A 16,225-nucleotide genomic window follows, 5' to 3' on the forward strand; every position below is an offset into this window, starting at 1 on the left:
CCGGGTAGGACAACCACGGAAATGCGTTCCGCTGGGATGCAAGGCGGCCTAAACTGAACTAATAGTCAGACTTTCCGATGATACCCGAACCCGCACCCACCGTCCGCGAGCTCTTAGCCTTCTATCTGGAGGCCGGAGTCGACTGCGCGCTCGCGGAGGAGCCGATCGACCGCCTGGCGGAATTGGACGCCCCGCCTCCGGCCCCGCGCGCGGCACCGCCGATCGAGGCGCCGCGGCCGGTCGCCGCGCCTGCGGTGATGCGCGGCGAGGCCGCACCTGCGCCCGACGTCGCCATCGCGTCCGCGCGCGAGGCCGCGCGCACCGCGCCGACGCTCGAGGCGCTGCGCGAGCTGATGCAAAACTTCGAGGGCTGCGCACTGAAGCACACGGCGACGCGGCTGGTGTTCGCCGACGGCAATCCGCAGGCGCGCATCATGTTCGTCGGCGAGGCGCCGGGCCGTGACGAGGACATCGAGGGACTGCCGTTCGTCGGGCGCAGCGGCAAGCTGCTCGACCTCATGATCGGCGCCATAGGCCTCAACCGCACCACCGCCTACATCGCCAACGTTATTCCCTGGCGGCCGCCCGGCAACCGCACGCCGACGCCGCAGGAGACGCAGATCTGCCTGCCCTTCATCCAGCGCCAGATCGAACTGGTGAATCCCGACGTGCTGGTGACGCTCGGCAATCCCTCGACACAGACGCTGCTGTCGACGCGCGAGGGCATCATGCGCACGCGCGGCCGCTGGTTCGAGTACGAGACCGGCCAGCGCACCATCCGCGCGTTGCCGACGTTCCACCCGGCCTACCTCTTGCGCTCGCCGGCGTACAAACGCCTGGCCTGGCAGGATCTGCGCGCGATCGCGAAGGTGCTGGCGGGGTAGCGAGCTCTTGTAGGGTGGGCAAAGCGAAGCGTGCCCACCAGCTTTATCGTGGCTACGGATAGACTGACGTGGGCACGGCGCTTTGCGCCTTTGCCCACCCTACGATGTCAGCGGCCGGAGCACGCGGGTCAGTTTCCCTTCGGCCGCACGATGGCCCAGCCGATGCGCAGCAATCCCTGTCGACCATTAACCAGCCATTCGAACGCGCGCGGCACCTCCGGCACGATGCCGGGAAAGCGCGCGAGGATTTCCGGCGGCGGGGTGCCGGCCGTGTCGGAGGTGCGCCAGACCACGACGCCGCCGGTCTCGCTGAACTTGGCCTGGCTCATCCACGGCGTCCGCCCGGGCTGAGCGTCGATGAACAGATGCGGCCGGCCGGAATGCAGCGTGATCAGGCTGGCGAGCTGGGTGTCGCCGGCGACCGCGCGCAGGCGATGATTGGTGCGGCGAGCGAAGCTCTCGTCGAAGAAATCAGAGATCGCACGCGCCGGCATCGAGGTCGCGATTTCATTGGTGCCGGTCCAGGGCAGGAACAGCACGGCGAGCACGACGCCGGCGGCCGGCGCGGCGACGGCGGCAGCCCACACCGTCCGCAGCATCCGCGCGCGGCGCATTGCGATGAGGTCGCCGGCCGCGACCACCACGGCAAGCCCGGACATCACCAGCACGACTCCGGCGCCGCCGACGACGGAGTTGAGCCCGAGCAGGCCCGAGATCAGCACCGCGCCGAGTGCCGGCGCCAGCGCAAAGAAGTAAACGAAGTTGCGCCCGAGCGGCTCGACTGGTGGGCGGAAAATGATCGGCGCTTCCTCGCCCTTGGTGACGAACAGGCCGGTGTTGAGGAAGGTCAGCGCCGGGATCGTCGCCGCGCCGAGCACGAGCCCGCCAAGCAGCCAGGCCGCATGGAGCGCGCGGGCGCTGAGCTCCGTGACTTGCGGCAAGGCCGGCATCACAAACGTCTCCGCGCGCATCAGCCAGACCGCATAGGGCAGCGCCAGCACCGCGACGACGATCAGCGCGAACAAGGGATCGAGCGAGCGCAGGGTGCGACGGCCGCCGGCGGTCGAGAGTGCGAAGACGACGATCAGCAGCAGCAGGAAGATCGCGGCAGGCGTGGTCAGCAGCAGCAGGCCGGCCTCGATCGACCAGGCGAACCAGGCATTGCCGCGGCGCTGGCCGATGATCTGCCAGGAATGCAGCAGCAACAGCGCCCAGAGCGGCCGCGCCAGCACCAGCGGGCCGAAATCGAGCGCGGGCGAAGAGAAGGCCAGCACCGTCATGGTCAGGAGCACGGCGAGCACCGCCTGCTGCGAGCCGACCACGGCGCGGGAGAGATGATAGAGCGCGATGAAGGTCGCGATCTCGCAGAGCTGGGCCAGCACGTAGACGCCGAACACGTGGCCGCCGGCGGCGCGATAGGCGATATCGGCGAGCCAGATCGGCAGCGGCGGCCCCAGATCCGTACCGACCTGATATTCGCGGCCGAACGCCAGCAGCGTCGCGAGGCTCCCGGGCGGGCTGCGATAGAACGCCAGCGCCACGAACAGCCACATCAAAGCCTGGAGCAGCACGGCGATCCACACAATCAGCCGCGGCCGGGCGCGAATGAGCTCGATGACCAGGGAGGTAAACCGCATGCAACGTCCGAAAGATGCAGCCAACCCGTCCAGCCGGCCCTATTCGCTCACACCTGTTTTGATAATGGGCGCAGCGCGCTGTGGCAACGACGGTCTGCTCCCTCTCCCCGTTCTTACGGAGTTAGGCGCGAGGGCACACGCACAACACGTCGTCATGCCCGGGCTTGTCCCGGCCATGACGATTCGGAGGCTGCGGGCCAGGCCCCTAGAGATTCGCGGAGATATCGACTTCCACACTCGCTTCCACCTGCACCTCGACCTCGGCCACCGTGAACAGATCCTGCACCGGCTCGACGGTCCAGGGCATGTGCTTGGCACGGGCCGCCGCGACGGGGGCGAAGAAGCTGCGGTGGTGGATGGAGGGGCCAAGGCGATCGAGGGCGTCGAGATGCTCGGGGACGGCATAGCCCTTGTGCTGCTCGAAGCCGTAGCCGGGGCAGTCCTGCGCCAGCGCGCACATCAGGCGGTCGCGCGTCACCTTGGCGATGATCGAGGCGGCTGCGATCGACAGCACGATGCCGTCACCGCCGATCACGGCCTCGCAGTCGCAAGGCGTGTCGAGGCGGTCGCGGCCGTCGACGAAGACGTGGCGGGGCGCTTCCGGCAGCGCCACCACGGCGCGCTTCAAGGCCCACAGCGAGGCGCGCAAAATGTTGTCGCGGTCGATTCGCGACGGCGAGGCGACGGCGACCGAGACCTGTGCGGTGGCGCAGATCTTGTCGAACAGTCTTTCGCGCTCCTCGGCGGTCAGGCGCTTGGAATCGTCGATGCCGCGCGGGATGCGGTCGGGATCGAGAATCACCGCGGCCGCCACCACGGGACCGGCCAGCGGCCCGCGGCCGGCCTCGTCGCAGCCCGCGACCGGCCAGATGCCGCGCTTGATCAGCGCGCGCTCGCGGCGGAAGCTCGGCGGCGCGATCGCGATGATGCCTTTCTTGCCGGGCAGGACCGGCGCGGCCTTGACGGCAGGCGCCTTGACGGCAGAGGTCTTGCCCGCCTTGCCGGGCGCGGCCTTCTTCGCAGCGGCGCTCGGCTTGGGCGCGTCTTTGGCCGGCTTCTTGGCGGACTTGTCCCGAATCATGGCCGGGATCGTGCGCAAGCGATCCGGCGAGCGCAACCGGGAACCCCACGCAATTCCCGTTATTCAGACCCGTCCTACTCCGCCAGATGCACCCGCCGATCCTCGCCGACCTCGATGCCGGGCGCGACGACCACTTCCCAGGGATGGCCGTCGGGATCGGCGAAATAGCCGGAATAGCCGCCGTAATCGGTCTCATGCGCCGCTTTCAGCGGAGCCGCGCCCTTGCCAAGGGCGAAAGCCAGCACGGCATCGACCTCCTCGCGTGTCCGGCAGTTCCAGGCAAGCGTCGTGCCGCGGAAGGTCGATGGCCTCGGATCGTCAGGTAACTTGGCGTCGGCTGCGAGCTGATCCCAGGGATACAGCGCGAGCACCGGACCGCCCGTATCGTAGAATGCGACCGCCTCGCCGGTTGCCTTCAGACGGCGCGCAAAGCCGAGCGCATCGTAAAAGGCGATGCTGGCGCGGATGTCGCTGACGCCCAGCGTGATAACGGTAAGCCGCGGCACCGGCGGAGGGAGATCTTTGCTCATGCGACGCGTCTTCCCTTTCCCGATCAGAACAGGCTGAGCTGCTCGCCGTTCTGCTTCGGCTTGGCAAAGTGATCCGTCGTCAGCTTCGAGCGCCGCTTGTTGAGGCCAAGCCTGTCGCAGGCGATCTCGAAGCGTCGGCCGATGGTCCAGGCCATCGGTCCGGTGCCCTTCATCCGCTCGCCCCATTTCGCATCGTAATCGCGGCCGCCGCGCATGTCGCGGATCAGCGTGAAGACGTGACGATAGCGGTCCGGATAGTTGGCCATCAGCCATTCCCGAAAGAGATCGCGCACCTCCAGCGGCAGCCGCAACAGCACATAGGAGGCCTCCTTGACGCCGGCATGGGCGGCGGCATCGAGGATGCGCTCGATCTCGGAATCGTTCAGCGCGGGGATCACGGGCGCGACCATCACGGTGGTGGGAATGCCGGCGTCCGAGAGCTGCTTCAGCGCCTCCAGCCGCTTCGGCGGCGTCGAGGCCCGCGGCTCCATGGTGCGCGCCAGCTTCGGATCGAGCGAGGTGACCGATATCGCGACCTTGGCAAGGTTGCGCCTCGCCATGCGCGAGAGAATGTCGATGTCGCGCACCACCAGCGCCGATTTGGTGACGATGCCGACGGGATGGCCGGTGCGCTCCAGCACTTCGAGAATGCCGCGCATGATTTTGCGCTCGCGCTCGATCGGCTGATAGGGATCGGTGTTGGTGCCGATCGCGATCATCCGCGGCTCGTAGCCGGGCGCGGCGAGTTCCTTCTCGAGCAGCGCCGGCGCCTCGGGCTTCACGAACAGCTTCGACTCGAAGTCGAGCCCCGGCGACAGGCCGAGATAGGCATGCGTCGGCCGCGCGAAGCAATAGACGCAGCCATGCTCGCAGCCGCGATAGGGATTGATCGAGCGGTCGAAGCCGATGTCGGGTGAATCGTTGCGGGTGATCACCTTGCGCGAGGTGTCGACCGCGACCGAGGTCTTGAACGGCGGCAGATCTTCCAGGCTCTGCCAGCCATCGTCGAAGGCGACGCGGGCCTCGGCCTCATAACGGCCGCTGGCATTGGACTGGGCGCCCCGCCCTCGCCTGCGCGCACGGTCGATGGCGGCGCCAAGCTGGGGAAAATCAGAGTCCGCACCCGCCGGCTCGGAGGGCGCCGTGACCGGCGGGTGCTTGAGAGCATGAGAGGATGCTGGACTCATGCAGCCAAGATAGCACGACATAGGAACAAATCAAGAACACAAACAAAAAACTCGAAAACAACCCCATGCACAGTAGCCGCCCAAACTTCGGGCGCGCGGCTTTGACCTCGCGCAACACGCTTGTCGAGGCGATCCCGTTTGATGCCGCCCAGGGATCGATCGCGCCGGAACAAAGTTGGTGACGATCCCTGGGTGAAGGTCGGCATGAACATGACAAATCAACAACAATCGGCCGCCGCAAGCAGCGACCTCGATCTGCTCGATCGCTATTGGCGCGCCGCGAACTACCTCTCCGTCGGGCAAATCTATCTCTTGGACAACCCGCTGCTGCGAGAGCCCCTGCGGCCCGAGCACATCAAGCCGCGTTTGCTCGGCCATTGGGGCACGACGCCAGGGCTGAACTTCATCTACGCCCATCTCAACCGCGTCATCCGCGCGCTTGATCTCAGCATCATCTATGTCTGCGGGCCCGGGCATGGCGGCCCGGGCATGGTCGCCAACACCTATCTCGAAGGCAGCTACAGCGAGATCTATCCGGATATCGCGCGCGATGCGGAGGGATTGCGAAAACTTTTCAGACAGTTCTCCTTCCCCGGCGGCATTCCGAGCCATGCGGCGCCGGAAACGCCGGGCTCGATCCACGAAGGCGGCGAGCTCGGTTATGCGCTGGTGCACGCCTACGGCGCGGCCTTCGACAATCCCGATCTGATCGTCGCCTGCGTAGTCGGTGACGGCGAGGCCGAGACCGGCCCGCTCGCAGCGTCCTGGCATTCGAACAAGTTCCTGAACCCCGCCCACGACGGCGCGGTGCTGCCGATCCTGCATCTCAACGGCTACAAGATCGCCAACCCGACCGTACTCGGGCGGATGCCCGACAGCGAGATCCGCGATCTCTTCCGCGGGCTCGGCCACGAGCCGCTGTTCGTCGAGGGCGACGACCCCAAATTGATGCACCAGGCCATGGCGGACGCGCTCGACGTCGCGCTCGCCAGCATCCGCTCGATCCAGCAGCGCGCCCGCGACGGTCGCAAGACGATTGAACGGCCGCGCTGGCCGATGATCGTGCTGCGCAGCCCGAAGGGCTGGACCGGGCCGAAGGAGGTCGACGGCAAGAAGGTCGAAGGTTTTTGGCGCGCGCATCAGGTGCCCGTTGCGAGCTGTCGCGAGAACCCGGCGCATCTGAAGATTCTCGAAGAGTGGATGCGCAGCTACGAGCCGGAAAAACTGTTCGACAAGAACGGCGCGCTCATCGCCGAGCTTCAGGCGCTGGCGCCCGAAGGCAACAGGCGCATGGGCGCCAACCCGCACGCCAATGGCGGGCTGCTCAAGAAGGAGCTGAAGCTGCCGGAGTTCCGCAGTTTTGCCGTGGACGTGCCGCAACCCGGTGGCGTCACTGCAGAGGCGACGCGTGAGCTCGGCAAATTCTTGCGGGACGTCGTCCGCCTCAACGCGCAAGAGCGCAATTTCCGCATCATGGGCCCGGACGAAACCGCGTCAAACCGGCTGGACGCGGTGTTCGAAGCCACAGAACGCGTCTGGATGGAGCCGATCGAGCCTTACGATGTGCATCTCGCGCAGGACGGCCGCGTCATGGAAGTCTTGAGCGAGCATCTCTGCCAGGGCTGGCTCGAAGGCTATCTGCTCACCGGCCGCCACGGCTTCTTCTCCTGCTACGAGGCCTTCATCCACATCGTGGATTCCATGTTCAACCAGCACGCCAAATGGCTGAAGGTGACGCGGCATCTGCCATGGCGGCGCCCGATCGCCTCGCTCAATTATCTCCTGACCTCGCATGTCTGGCGTCAGGACCATAACGGCTTCAGCCATCAGGACCCCGGCTTCGTCGACCTCGTCGCCAACAAGAAGGCCGACATCGTCCGCATCTATCTCCCGCCGGATGCCAACACGCTGCTGTGGATCGCCGATCACTGCCTGCGCACTTACAATCGCATCAACGTCATCGTCGCCGGCAAGCAGCCGGCACCGCAATGGCTGTCGATGCAGGAGGCCGCCACACATTGCGATGCCGGCATCGGCATCTGGACCTGGGCCGGCAATGAGGGCGCCGACAGCGAACCCGACGTCGTGATGGCCTGCGCCGGTGACGTGCCGACACTCGAGACGCTTGCCGCCGTCGACCTCCTCCGCAAGGCGCTGCCGGACCTGAAGATCCGCGTCGTCAACGTCGTCGACCTGATGACGCTGCAACCGAGCGAGCAGCATCCGCACGGCCTGTCCGACCGCGACTTCGACAGCCTGTTCACGCGCGACAAGCCTGTGATCTTCGCCTATCACGGCTATCCGTATCTGATCCACCGCCTCACCTATAACCGCACCAACCATGCCGGCATGCATGTGCGCGGCTTTGCCGAGGAGGGCACCACGACGACGCCGTTCGACATGGTCGTGCTCAACGGGCTCGACCGCTATCACCTCGCCATCGAGGCGATCGAACGCGTGCCGGGCCTGGCGACCAAGGCCGCGCAGGTGAAGCAGCAGTTCCGTGACAGACTGATCAAGCATTCGCGTTACGTGCGCGAGCACGGCGAGGACATGCCTGAGGTGCGCGACTGGGTCTGGCCCGACCGCGCCGGCGGCAACACGCCGGCCGAGGCCGGCGATTGACGCCCCATGTCCGATGCGGTTCTCGTTCTCAACTCGGGCTCGTCGAGCATCAAGTTCGGCCTGTTCGATATCTCCGCGGCCGAGCCCACCCTGCTCTGCAACGGCCTGCTCGACGAACACGAGGCAAAGCCCCGGCTCGCCGTGAAGAGCCCTGCGGGCGAAGACCTGTTCGAGACGCACAAGGAGGCGTCTGAGGCGAACAGCGGCGATCTGTTCACCGATGTGCTGGGCTTCGTCGAGGATCGTTTTGGCGGTCATCGCTTACGCGCTGTCGGTCACCGCATCGTTCATGGCGGGCCGGATTATTCAGGCCCGGTCGAATTGACGGATGGTGTCTATGCAAGGCTGGAGGCGTTGACGCCGCTCGCGCCGCTGCATCAGCCACGATGCCTGGAGCCGATCCGCACCATCGCAGCGATCAGGCCCGGCCTCGCGCAGATCGCCTGCTTCGACACCGCCTTCCATCACAGCATGGCGCCGCCGGCGAGCCGCTTTGCCATTCCAAGGCGCTTCGAGGCGCGCGGCATCCGCCGCTACGGCTTCCACGGCCTGTCGTTCGAATATGTCGCCGGCCGCCTCGCGGAAATCGCGCCGGAGCTCGCGACGAGGCGCATCGTCATCGCGCATCTCGGCAATGGCGCGAGCCTCTGCGCATTGCGCGATGGCCGCAGCGTCGATACCACGATGGGGCTGACGCCGCTCGACGGCCTCGTGATGGGCACGCGAAGCGGCACGATCGATCCCGGCCTGCTGCTCTATCTGCAGCAGCACGAGAAGATGTCCGGCGAAGACGTCCAGCACCTGCTCTATCACCAGTCGGGTCTGCTCGGCGTCTCCGGCATCTCGGCCGACATGCGCACGCTGCTCGCGAGCCACGAGGCGGCGGCGCGGGAAGCGGTCGATCTCTTCACGCTTCGTGCGGCGCAGCAGGTCGCAATGATGACGGCCACGCTCGGCGGGCTGGATTGCCTGGTCTTCACCGGCGGCATCGGCGAGCATGCGAGCGATATCCGCAGCGCGATCGGCGAGCGTCTTGCGTGGCTCGGCGTGCGCATCGACGCGGCGGCGAATGACGCGGGCCGCGGGCGGATCAATGCCGGCGCCTCGGCGGTGGATGTCTTCGTCATCCCGACTAACGAAGAACTGACGATCGCACGGCATTGCGTCTCGGTGCTGCAAGCTACCGGGACAGTATCGTAGGGTGGGCAAAGCGACCTGTCCGCCGTAGCTCGAAGAGCGAAGGCGGAAGCGTGCCCACCAATTCTCGGTGGTGGGCACGGCGCGAGCGCGCCTTTGCCCACCCTACGATACTGCGAACGACGGCGAATCCAGCCAAATAGAGCGTGATGAGATGCGTTCTTCCCTTCTCCCCTTGTGGGAGAAGGTGGCGCGAAGCGCCGGATGAGGGGTCTCTATCCGCGGTCACATCTGCGAATGAACATGCGGAGACAGACCCCTCACCCCAGTGAGTTTGTGTCTCCCAGCGGTGCTGCCCTCTCCCACAAGGGGAGAGGGCGCAGTAACGCGCAGCTCGCTGTTAGTGAATACCCGCGAAAATCTGGATGCATCCGATCGCGACCTCGATCAGGATCAGCACGACCACCGCGATTTCGAGGCGGAGTGAGCGCTGGGTGTCGATGATGTCGGTCAATGCATCGGCGGTCTCCGCGACGACCGTGAGCTTGCGCTCGAGCGTGTCGAGACGCTCCTTCAATTCGTACTCATCTTCGAGACGCGCATAGAGCCGGTCGAGCTGCGGTTTTTCCCAGAGCGCGTCGGGCTTTTCAGCGACCGCGACGCGGCCGGCGACACGCTGCTGGACGAGCAGCGCGTTGCCGATGAGCTGCAGGATGCCCCTGCGTCGCCGCGACGTACGGCCTTTCTCGGCAAGCTCCCGCGCAAAAGGCTCGATGACGTCGAAGACCGCAGCGACGCGCCGCTCGTCGCGTGCCAGCGACGTGCTTTTGGCGAGTGCGTCCGCGATCAGCAGCAGCCGTTCGTCGGAAAATTTCGAGAGATTGATCGGGCCGCCCGGCTGGATCGCTTCGGCATTTTCATCCTTGCAGAGCTGGGCCTGCGCGGTCTCCTCCTCATGGGGGCTGAGCTCGCCGATCACGCGGGACTTGAGGCTATCGAGCAGCACCTTCTCCTCCGAAGGGAGGAGCCCGATCAGCACCACGACGCCGTAGCGGAAGATCACGGCGAGGCCGGCATGGACGCGGAAGGCGGCGGGCGTCGAGGAGACGGGTGCGCCGAGCTCGAGCCCGGACGGATTGATGCGTTCGCCGAGCATGACGGCGCGGATCCGCAAGGTCGGCGCGGCGTCCGACTTCGGCGATGCTGGCGTGGTGCCAATGGGAAGTTGATCGGCGGTCACTCGACTATCTCACTCTCGGCACCGGCGGTTGCGGGTTTTCCCGTCGTAGGGTCCATGTCAGACCGCCGATGCAGGCTTGCGGACCGGAGGCGTCCTCACCTCGATCATATCGGCGGAGACAGCCCCGTTTGAAGCTCACGAAGCCGAGATTCGCCGAAACATTCGGCAATATTGTCACCCCGCGCGAGACACATTTGGCTGCGATGGGCGGGCGTGGTTTACCATCACATCCCGGGACGCCGCCAAAAAGTTGCACTCGGTGACGCCGCAGGTTTATGACAAAGTCATAACAAGCTACGCTTCTCCCGAATTGCGGACATCGAAGCTTCAGTCATGCTGAGCGTCATCATCCCGACCGAAGGCGTCGAACAGACGGCGGTCGCAACTCTGGCCGCGCTGGTGCCCGGTGCCGCCGCGGGCGTCATCCGCGAAGTGCTGCTGGTCGACGGCACCCGGAACGGCGTCATCGAGCGCGTTGCCGACGTCGCAGGCTGCCGTTTCATCGGTTTCGAGGGATCCTCGCAAGGCGCGGCGCTCGCCGCCGGCGCGCTTCAGGCCCGTTCGCCCTGGCTGATGTTCCTGCCCGCCGGCGCCGTGCTGGAAACGGGCTGGATCGAGGAGACCACCCAGTTCATCCAGGCCGTCTCCAGCAGCGGACGGGATCGCGCGGCGGTGTTCCGCTATGCCCGCTCGCCCTACGCCGATACCGGTCTGCGCGACGTGCTCCGCGCCGTGGCGCGCAAGCTGGTCGGCCCGCTGGGCGACCAGGGACTTTTGATCGCGCGCGACCATTACGAACGGGTCGGCGGCTATCCGCCCCAGGCTCGCCGTTCCGAGGCGCAGCTGCTCCGCCGGCTCGGCCGCTCGTCCCGGACCATGCTGCGCAGCCGGATCGTCATGGTCGGCTGAGGCACCTGATACTTGCCAAAGTCAAATAATTATTTGACAATGGCAATTATTGAGGTGTCCCGATGTCATTCAACGGTACCGACCACCAGATCGCAGCGGTCCGCGCCTTCAACCGCTTCTACACCCGCAAGCTCGGCGTGCTCGACCAGCACCTGGGACAGAGCCCGTTCTCGCTCAGCGAGGCCCGGGTGCTCTACGAGCTCGCGCATCGCGACGACCTTTCGGCAAAAGAAATCGGCAACGAGCTTGGTCTCGACCCCGGCTATCTCAGCCGCATCGTGCAGAGTTTTGACGAGAAGGGACTGATCACGCGAAAGCCCCTGCCCGCGGATCGCAGGCAATATCAGCTCAGCCTCACCGCCAAGGGCCGCCAGACCTTCGCCCAGCTGAATCTCGGCTCGCAAAACGAGGTTGCCGCCATGCTGGCGCAGCTTTCGGCCGGCGATGCAGCGCGGCTCACGCAGGCCATGGCGACCATCGAGGCCGTGCTGGAGCAACGGCGAAGCCAGCCCGCTTCGTTCATGCTGCGCAGCCATCGCGTCGGCGATATGGGCTGGGTCATCTCCAGCCAAGGCGCCGCCTATGCCGCGGACTACGGCTGGGACATCAGCTATGAGGCGCTGGTCGCCGAGATCTGCGCACAGTTCATCAGGAATTACGACGCCGCGCGCGAACATTGCTGGATGGCGGAGGTCGGCGGCGAGCCGGTCGGCTCGATCTTCCTGGTCAAGGCCACGGACGAGATCGCCAAGCTGCGCCTGTTGCAGGTGGAGAAGAAAGCGCGCGGGCTCGGCGTCGGCCGCGCGCTGGTCGAGCAATGCATCCAGGGCGCCCGCGAGCGCGACTACCGCAGGATGACGCTATGGACGCAAAGCATTCTGGTGGCCGCGCGCGGCATTTATAAGAGCGCCGGCTTCGAGCTGGTCGCGACGAAGCCGCATCATAGCTTCGGGCACGATCTGATTGGTGAGACGTGGGAGCGGGATCTCTAGCTGCGCGAGACGCGGCGCGGACTACGGAGCGATGCGCATTGTTGTGCCCTCTCCCCTTGCGGGAGAGGGCAGCGACGCAAGGAGACACAAGCTCACTGGGGTGAGGGGTATGCCTCCTCGCATTCCGTGCCGATAGATACCCCTCATCCGGCGCTTCGCGCCACCTTCCCCCGCAAGGGGGGAAGGGAAGAAAGAACAGACTACACTGTCGCGCCCTGCGCTTTCGGCCGGCGCAGATGCTCGTCCAGCCGCGGCATGATCTCGACGAAATTGCAGGGGCGTGTGCGGTAGTCGAGCTGGCTTGCGAGGATGCCGTCCCAGCCGTCGCGGCAGGCGCCGGGCGAGCCCGGCAGGCAGAAGATGTAGGTCGCGCCAGCAACGCCCGCGGTGGCGCGGCTCTGGATCGTCGACGTGCCGATCTTGGCGTGGCTCAGCATGTGGAAGGCGATCGAGAAGCCGTCCATGCGCTTCTCGAACAGCGGCTCGATCGCCTCCGGCGTGACGTCGCGCCCGGTAAAGCCGGTGCCGCCGGTGGTGATGACGACGTCGATGCCGGCATCCGCAATCCAGCGACGGATGACCGTGCGGATCGCCTCGACGTCGTCGGTGACGATCTCGCGCGCGGCGAGATGGTGACCGGCTGAGGTCAGGCGGTCGGAGAGCGTCTGGCCCGACTTGTCATCGGCGAGCGCGCGCGTGTCGGAGACGGTGAGCACCGCGATGTTGAGCGGGATGAACTGTTTGGATTCGTCGATCGAGGCCATTGGTACTTCCTCTCGTGTCCCGGACGCGATGCAGCGCGTGAGCGATGCATCGCAGAGCCGGGACCCATGTCAGAGGCTTGGGAGACCGGCGTTGTGGGCCCCGGCTCAGCAGCGCAGCATTACATGCTGCGCCGCGTCCGGGGCACGAGACCGTCGCTACTGCCCGCCGCCGAACGTGTTGCAGGCCTGGACCGTGCCCTGCTGATAGCCGGTCATGAACCACTGCTTGCGTTGCGCGGCCGAGCCATGGGTGAAGGAGTCGGGCACGACGCGGCCCGTCGCCTGGCGCTGCAGCGTGTCGTCGCCGATGGCGCTCGCCGTGGTCAGCGCGGCGTCGATGTCGCCGGGCTCGAGGAAATTCGGACGCTTCTTGGCCTCGCGGTTGACCCAGACGCCGGAGAGACAATCCGCCTGCAACTCCACCTTGACCTGGAGCGCGTTGGCCTCGGCCTTGCTGCCGGCCTGCTGCTGCAGGCGCGTCACGCGCGGGATGATGCCGAGCAGGTTCTGGATGTGATGGCCGGCCTCGTGCGCGATGATGTAGGCGGTGGTGAAGTTGCACGCCGACTTGCCGGAGCAGCCGCGGAAGCGCGTCTCGACCTCGCGGAAGAAGCTGGTGTCGAGGAAGATGGTGCGGTCCGGCGGGCAGTAGAACGGGCCCATCGCCGACTGCGCCATGCCGCAGCGGCCGCCATTGGTGGCGTTGCGGAACAGCACGACCTTCGGACCGGTATAATTCTGGCCGCTGGCCTGGAAGATCTCGCTCCAGCGATCGTCAATCTCGCCGAGGATGCCTGATATCATGCTGCCGACCTCGTCGGTCGGCGCGCCGCGCTTGGCCGAGGTCGACTGCCGATCGGTCTGGTAGCTCGGCACCTGGCCGCCGCCGGAGAGGATCTCGGCGCCGCCGATCAGGACGCGCGGATCGATGCCGAAGGCATAGCCGATCAGGCCGAGCACGATGATGGTACCGATGCCGAGTCCGCCGCCGCCCATCGGCAGGCCGAACCCGCCTCCTCCACCGCCGCCGCCAAAGCCACCACCTTCGTCGCGACGATCCTCGACGTCGTCGCTGCGGCGGAAGTCATCGTAACGCATGGCGGTTGTCCCTCGGGGGTCCATGATTCAGTCTCGTCGGCGCACAGATACGCAAAAGCTCAACGCGCCACACAGGTAAAATTTCCATTGCGTTAATCAATATCCCGGTCGGCAAAAATTGCCTAGTGCGACAGCACGCCCGCACCAGCAATTTTTTCCGGTCCGCGTGCAATTTTTTCCGAGAGAAATTTGCAGTCGCGGCAGCCGCCGCTCCGCAGATGAATGCGAAATATACCGTAAAACACAGCGATTGTGCGCATCACGCGGCATATCGCGGGCGATGCGACGCCTGCTCAGAAAAGCAGCGGGTTAAGTCGTTTTTTACTTTGCCGCTGCAATGTAACGGCCAGTCGGTTGTTTGGTCCCGCGTCGCCGACAGCGTCGCCTGAGTCAGAGTTCTTGAGTCATGGTAGAGTCGCGTCGCGGGGCGTCTGCAAGGGCGCCCCGCACAAATTTTGAGTCCGCCTCGCATCGCATCATCGTCGGCGATTGCGTCGCCGAGATGTCGAAGCTTCAGGCCGGCAGCGTCGATCTGGTGTTCGCAGATCCGCCGTACAACCTGCAGCTCAAGGGCGATCTCAAGCGCCCCGACGAATCCCATGTCGATGCCGTCAACGACGAGTGGGACAAGTTCGATTCGTTTTCCGCCTATGACGATTTCACCCGCGCGTGGCTCTTGGCCGCGCGCCGCGCGATGAAGCCGTCGGCGACGATCTGGGTGATCGGCTCCTATCACAACATCTTCCGCGTCGGCGCGATCATGCAGGACCTCGGCTTCTGGCTCCTGAACGACATCGTCTGGCGCAAGACCAATCCGATGCCGAACTTCCGCGGTCGCCGCTTCACCAACGCGCACGAGACGATGATCTGGGCCGCGCGTGACGAAAAAGCCAAGGGCTACACGTTCAACTACGAAACGCTGAAGGCCGCCAACGAGGACGTACAGGCGCGCTCGGACTGGCTGATCCCGCTCTGCACCGGCGAGGAGCGCCTCAAGGGCGCCGACGGCAAGAAGGTGCACCCAACGCAGAAGCCGGAGGGCCTGCTCGCGCGCGTGCTGCTGTCGTCGTCGAAGCCCGGCGATCTCGTGATCGATCCGTTCAACGGCACCGGCACCACCGGCGCCGTCGCCAAGCGCCTCGGCCGCTCCTATATCGGCTTCGAGCGCGACAAGACCTATGCCAAGGCCGCCGAAGCGCGCATCGCCAAGGTCGAGCCGCTGCCGGAAGAGAGCCTCGCCCCGTTCATGACCGCGCGCGAAGCTCCGCGCGTCGCGTTCTCCGAGCTGATCGAGCGTGGCATGATCATGCCCGGCACCAAACTGTTCGACGCCAAGAAGAAGCTCGGCGCCCTCGTCCGCGCCGACGGCGCCATCATGCTCGGCGACAAGGTCGGCTCGATCCACCGCATCGGCGCCGTGGCGCAAGGGGCGCAGGCCTGCAACGGCTGGACCTTCTGGCACGTCGAGACCAAGAAGGGCCTCAAGCTGATCGACGAGCTGCGTGCGGAGATCCGCGCAGGTATGGCGGCGGAGTAGCTGCTGCCGCACGTCGTGACCTTGTAGGGTGGGCAAAGGCGCAAAGCGCCGTGCCCACGAATCCTTCGCCGTAGATACAGAACGTGGGCACGCTTCGCTTTGCCCACCCTACGGAGGGTTGAACGCGGCCACAGCCGGGACTACATTCTTGCGATCAGCCCCGCCCCGACGGGTGGCCCCCATGCGACGACAGTCCGAGACTTTGCTGCTGGTGCCGCTGCTGCCGATCTTCCTGCTCGGCATGTTTCCGATGTTCCTGATCGCACTGCTCGGCTTCTTCGGCCTCGCGCTGTTCGGCGTGCTCGTGGTCTGCGTCGGGCTCGCCAGCAGCAACGAAGCGCACGACAATTTCAATCACGACGTCATCGTGCACGGCTATGCCCGCGGATCCGAACGCGCGGCGCGCGCGTCCGACATGCATCTCGCCGCCAAGCTCGGGCTGAGGCTGGAAGCGATCGGCGCGGCGATGGTCGTTACGGCGGCGATCGGGCTTTGTTACGCCGGCTGATCTGCGTGGCGCACAGATACCGCCCGGCAAACTCGCCGGTTGCGCGTCCGGCCCCGGGTTTGGCAAGAGAGGGCGCCACGCGTTCGCTCTCGGCAA

General features: G+C 65.9%; 14 protein-coding genes. 7 read left to right on the top strand and 7 right to left on the bottom strand.

The features are described 5' to 3' along the window. The first annotated feature begins 77 nt into the window (after nucleotides 1-77). Nucleotides 78-884 carry a uracil-DNA glycosylase gene (locus AAFG16_RS37050; protein ID WP_342733305.1) on the top strand — a complete coding sequence of 269 codons (807 nt, stop codon included), beginning with the start codon at nucleotides 78-80 and terminating at the stop codon, nucleotides 882-884. Between the two features lie 128 nt (nucleotides 885-1,012). Here the strand turns inward: AAFG16_RS37050 and AAFG16_RS37055 are convergent, their stop codons facing one another. From AAFG16_RS37055 to AAFG16_RS37070, 4 genes are all read right to left on the bottom strand, one after another. Beyond that, nucleotides 1,013-2,521, bottom strand: a complete 1,509-nt coding sequence (locus AAFG16_RS37055) for a glycosyltransferase family 39 protein (protein ID WP_342733307.1) — start codon at nucleotides 2,519-2,521, stop codon at nucleotides 1,013-1,015. Between the two features lie 205 nt (nucleotides 2,522-2,726). Then, on the bottom strand, nucleotides 2,727-3,602 hold the full coding sequence (locus AAFG16_RS37060) for a ribonuclease HII (RefSeq protein WP_342733309.1): 876 nt from the start codon (nucleotides 3,600-3,602) through the stop codon (nucleotides 2,727-2,729). 74 nt (nucleotides 3,603-3,676) lie between these two features. After that, entirely contained in the window at nucleotides 3,677-4,132 is a 456-nt protein-coding gene (locus tag AAFG16_RS37065) for a VOC family protein (RefSeq protein WP_342733311.1), read from the bottom strand. 23 nt (nucleotides 4,133-4,155) lie between these two features. Beyond that, nucleotides 4,156-5,319, bottom strand: coding sequence for a PA0069 family radical SAM protein (locus AAFG16_RS37070; protein WP_342733313.1), 1,164 nt, complete (start codon nucleotides 5,317-5,319; stop codon nucleotides 4,156-4,158). Nucleotides 5,320-5,529: 210 nt separating this feature from the next. On the opposite strand from AAFG16_RS37070, the gene AAFG16_RS37075 reads away from it, so the two are divergent. Next, on the top strand, nucleotides 5,530-7,944 hold the full coding sequence (locus AAFG16_RS37075) for a phosphoketolase family protein (protein ID WP_342741028.1): 2,415 nt from the start codon (nucleotides 5,530-5,532) through the stop codon (nucleotides 7,942-7,944). Nucleotides 7,945-7,950: 6 nt separating this feature from the next. Beyond that, the gene (locus tag AAFG16_RS37080; protein WP_342733315.1) at nucleotides 7,951-9,144 is read left to right on the top strand and encodes an acetate/propionate family kinase; all 1,194 of its coding nucleotides are present in this window, start codon (nucleotides 7,951-7,953) and stop codon (nucleotides 9,142-9,144) included. A gap of 337 nt (nucleotides 9,145-9,481) precedes the next feature. Here the strand turns inward: AAFG16_RS37080 and AAFG16_RS37085 are convergent, their stop codons facing one another. Next, entirely contained in the window at nucleotides 9,482-10,237 is a 756-nt protein-coding gene (locus tag AAFG16_RS37085) for an RMD1 family protein (protein ID WP_283087057.1), read from the bottom strand. 417 nt (nucleotides 10,238-10,654) lie between these two features. On the opposite strand from AAFG16_RS37085, the gene AAFG16_RS37090 reads away from it, so the two are divergent. Further along, nucleotides 10,655-11,230: a glycosyl transferase gene (locus tag AAFG16_RS37090; protein ID WP_342733317.1), complete on the top strand. Its 576-nt coding sequence runs from the start codon at nucleotides 10,655-10,657 to the stop codon at nucleotides 11,228-11,230. 62 nt (nucleotides 11,231-11,292) lie between these two features. Next, on the top strand, nucleotides 11,293-12,222 hold the full coding sequence (locus AAFG16_RS37095; protein WP_342733319.1) for a helix-turn-helix domain-containing GNAT family N-acetyltransferase: 930 nt from the start codon (nucleotides 11,293-11,295) through the stop codon (nucleotides 12,220-12,222). A 200-nt stretch (nucleotides 12,223-12,422) separates the two neighbouring features. On the opposite strand, the gene moaB is transcribed toward AAFG16_RS37095, so the two are convergent. Both moaB and AAFG16_RS37105 read right to left on the bottom strand, forming a co-directional pair. Beyond that, complete coding sequence (gene moaB / locus AAFG16_RS37100; RefSeq protein ID WP_342733321.1) at nucleotides 12,423-12,986, bottom strand: molybdenum cofactor biosynthesis protein B; 564 nt, start codon at nucleotides 12,984-12,986, stop codon at nucleotides 12,423-12,425. A 156-nt stretch (nucleotides 12,987-13,142) separates the two neighbouring features. Next, nucleotides 13,143-14,084 (bottom strand): neutral zinc metallopeptidase, encoded by a 942-nt coding sequence (locus tag AAFG16_RS37105; RefSeq protein ID WP_342733323.1) that lies wholly within the window; start codon nucleotides 14,082-14,084, stop codon nucleotides 13,143-13,145. A gap of 406 nt (nucleotides 14,085-14,490) precedes the next feature. Here AAFG16_RS37105 and AAFG16_RS37110 point away from each other — a divergent pair, with 406 nt between their 5' ends. Both AAFG16_RS37110 and AAFG16_RS37115 read left to right on the top strand, forming a co-directional pair. Continuing rightward, nucleotides 14,491-15,621 carry a site-specific DNA-methyltransferase gene (locus tag AAFG16_RS37110; RefSeq protein WP_342733325.1) on the top strand — a complete coding sequence of 377 codons (1,131 nt, stop codon included), beginning with the start codon at nucleotides 14,491-14,493 and terminating at the stop codon, nucleotides 15,619-15,621. Between the two features lie 181 nt (nucleotides 15,622-15,802). Further along, nucleotides 15,803-16,129: a hypothetical protein gene (locus tag AAFG16_RS37115; RefSeq protein ID WP_342733327.1), complete on the top strand. Its 327-nt coding sequence runs from the start codon at nucleotides 15,803-15,805 to the stop codon at nucleotides 16,127-16,129. The last annotated feature ends 96 nt before the right edge of the window (nucleotides 16,130-16,225 follow it).

Origin of the sequence: Bradyrhizobium sp. B117 (assembly GCF_038969555.1) — a bacterium.
Lineage (GTDB): Bacteria > Pseudomonadota > Alphaproteobacteria > Rhizobiales > Xanthobacteraceae > Bradyrhizobium.

Coding starts and splice junctions, on each gene's coding strand:
- AAFG16_RS37050 (WP_342733305.1), top strand. CDS start 78: ATGATACCCGAACCCGCACCCACCGTCCGCGAGCTCTTAGCCTTCTAT.
- AAFG16_RS37055 (WP_342733307.1), bottom strand. CDS start 2,521: ATGCGGTTTACCTCCCTGGTCATCGAGCTCATTCGCGCCCGGCCGCGG.
- AAFG16_RS37060 (WP_342733309.1), bottom strand. CDS start 3,602: ATGATTCGGGACAAGTCCGCCAAGAAGCCGGCCAAAGACGCGCCCAAG.
- AAFG16_RS37065 (WP_342733311.1), bottom strand. CDS start 4,132: ATGAGCAAAGATCTCCCTCCGCCGGTGCCGCGGCTTACCGTTATCACG.
- AAFG16_RS37070 (WP_342733313.1), bottom strand. CDS start 5,319: ATGAGTCCAGCATCCTCTCATGCTCTCAAGCACCCGCCGGTCACGGCG.
- AAFG16_RS37075 (WP_342741028.1), top strand. CDS start 5,530: ATGACAAATCAACAACAATCGGCCGCCGCAAGCAGCGACCTCGATCTG.
- AAFG16_RS37080 (WP_342733315.1), top strand. CDS start 7,951: ATGTCCGATGCGGTTCTCGTTCTCAACTCGGGCTCGTCGAGCATCAAG.
- AAFG16_RS37085 (WP_283087057.1), bottom strand. CDS start 10,237: ATGCTCGGCGAACGCATCAATCCGTCCGGGCTCGAGCTCGGCGCACCC.
- AAFG16_RS37090 (WP_342733317.1), top strand. CDS start 10,655: ATGCTGAGCGTCATCATCCCGACCGAAGGCGTCGAACAGACGGCGGTC.
- AAFG16_RS37095 (WP_342733319.1), top strand. CDS start 11,293: ATGTCATTCAACGGTACCGACCACCAGATCGCAGCGGTCCGCGCCTTC.
- moaB (WP_342733321.1), bottom strand. CDS start 12,986: ATGGCCTCGATCGACGAATCCAAACAGTTCATCCCGCTCAACATCGCG.
- AAFG16_RS37105 (WP_342733323.1), bottom strand. CDS start 14,084: ATGCGTTACGATGACTTCCGCCGCAGCGACGACGTCGAGGATCGTCGC.
- AAFG16_RS37110 (WP_342733325.1), top strand. CDS start 14,491: ATGGTAGAGTCGCGTCGCGGGGCGTCTGCAAGGGCGCCCCGCACAAAT.
- AAFG16_RS37115 (WP_342733327.1), top strand. CDS start 15,803: ATGCGACGACAGTCCGAGACTTTGCTGCTGGTGCCGCTGCTGCCGATC.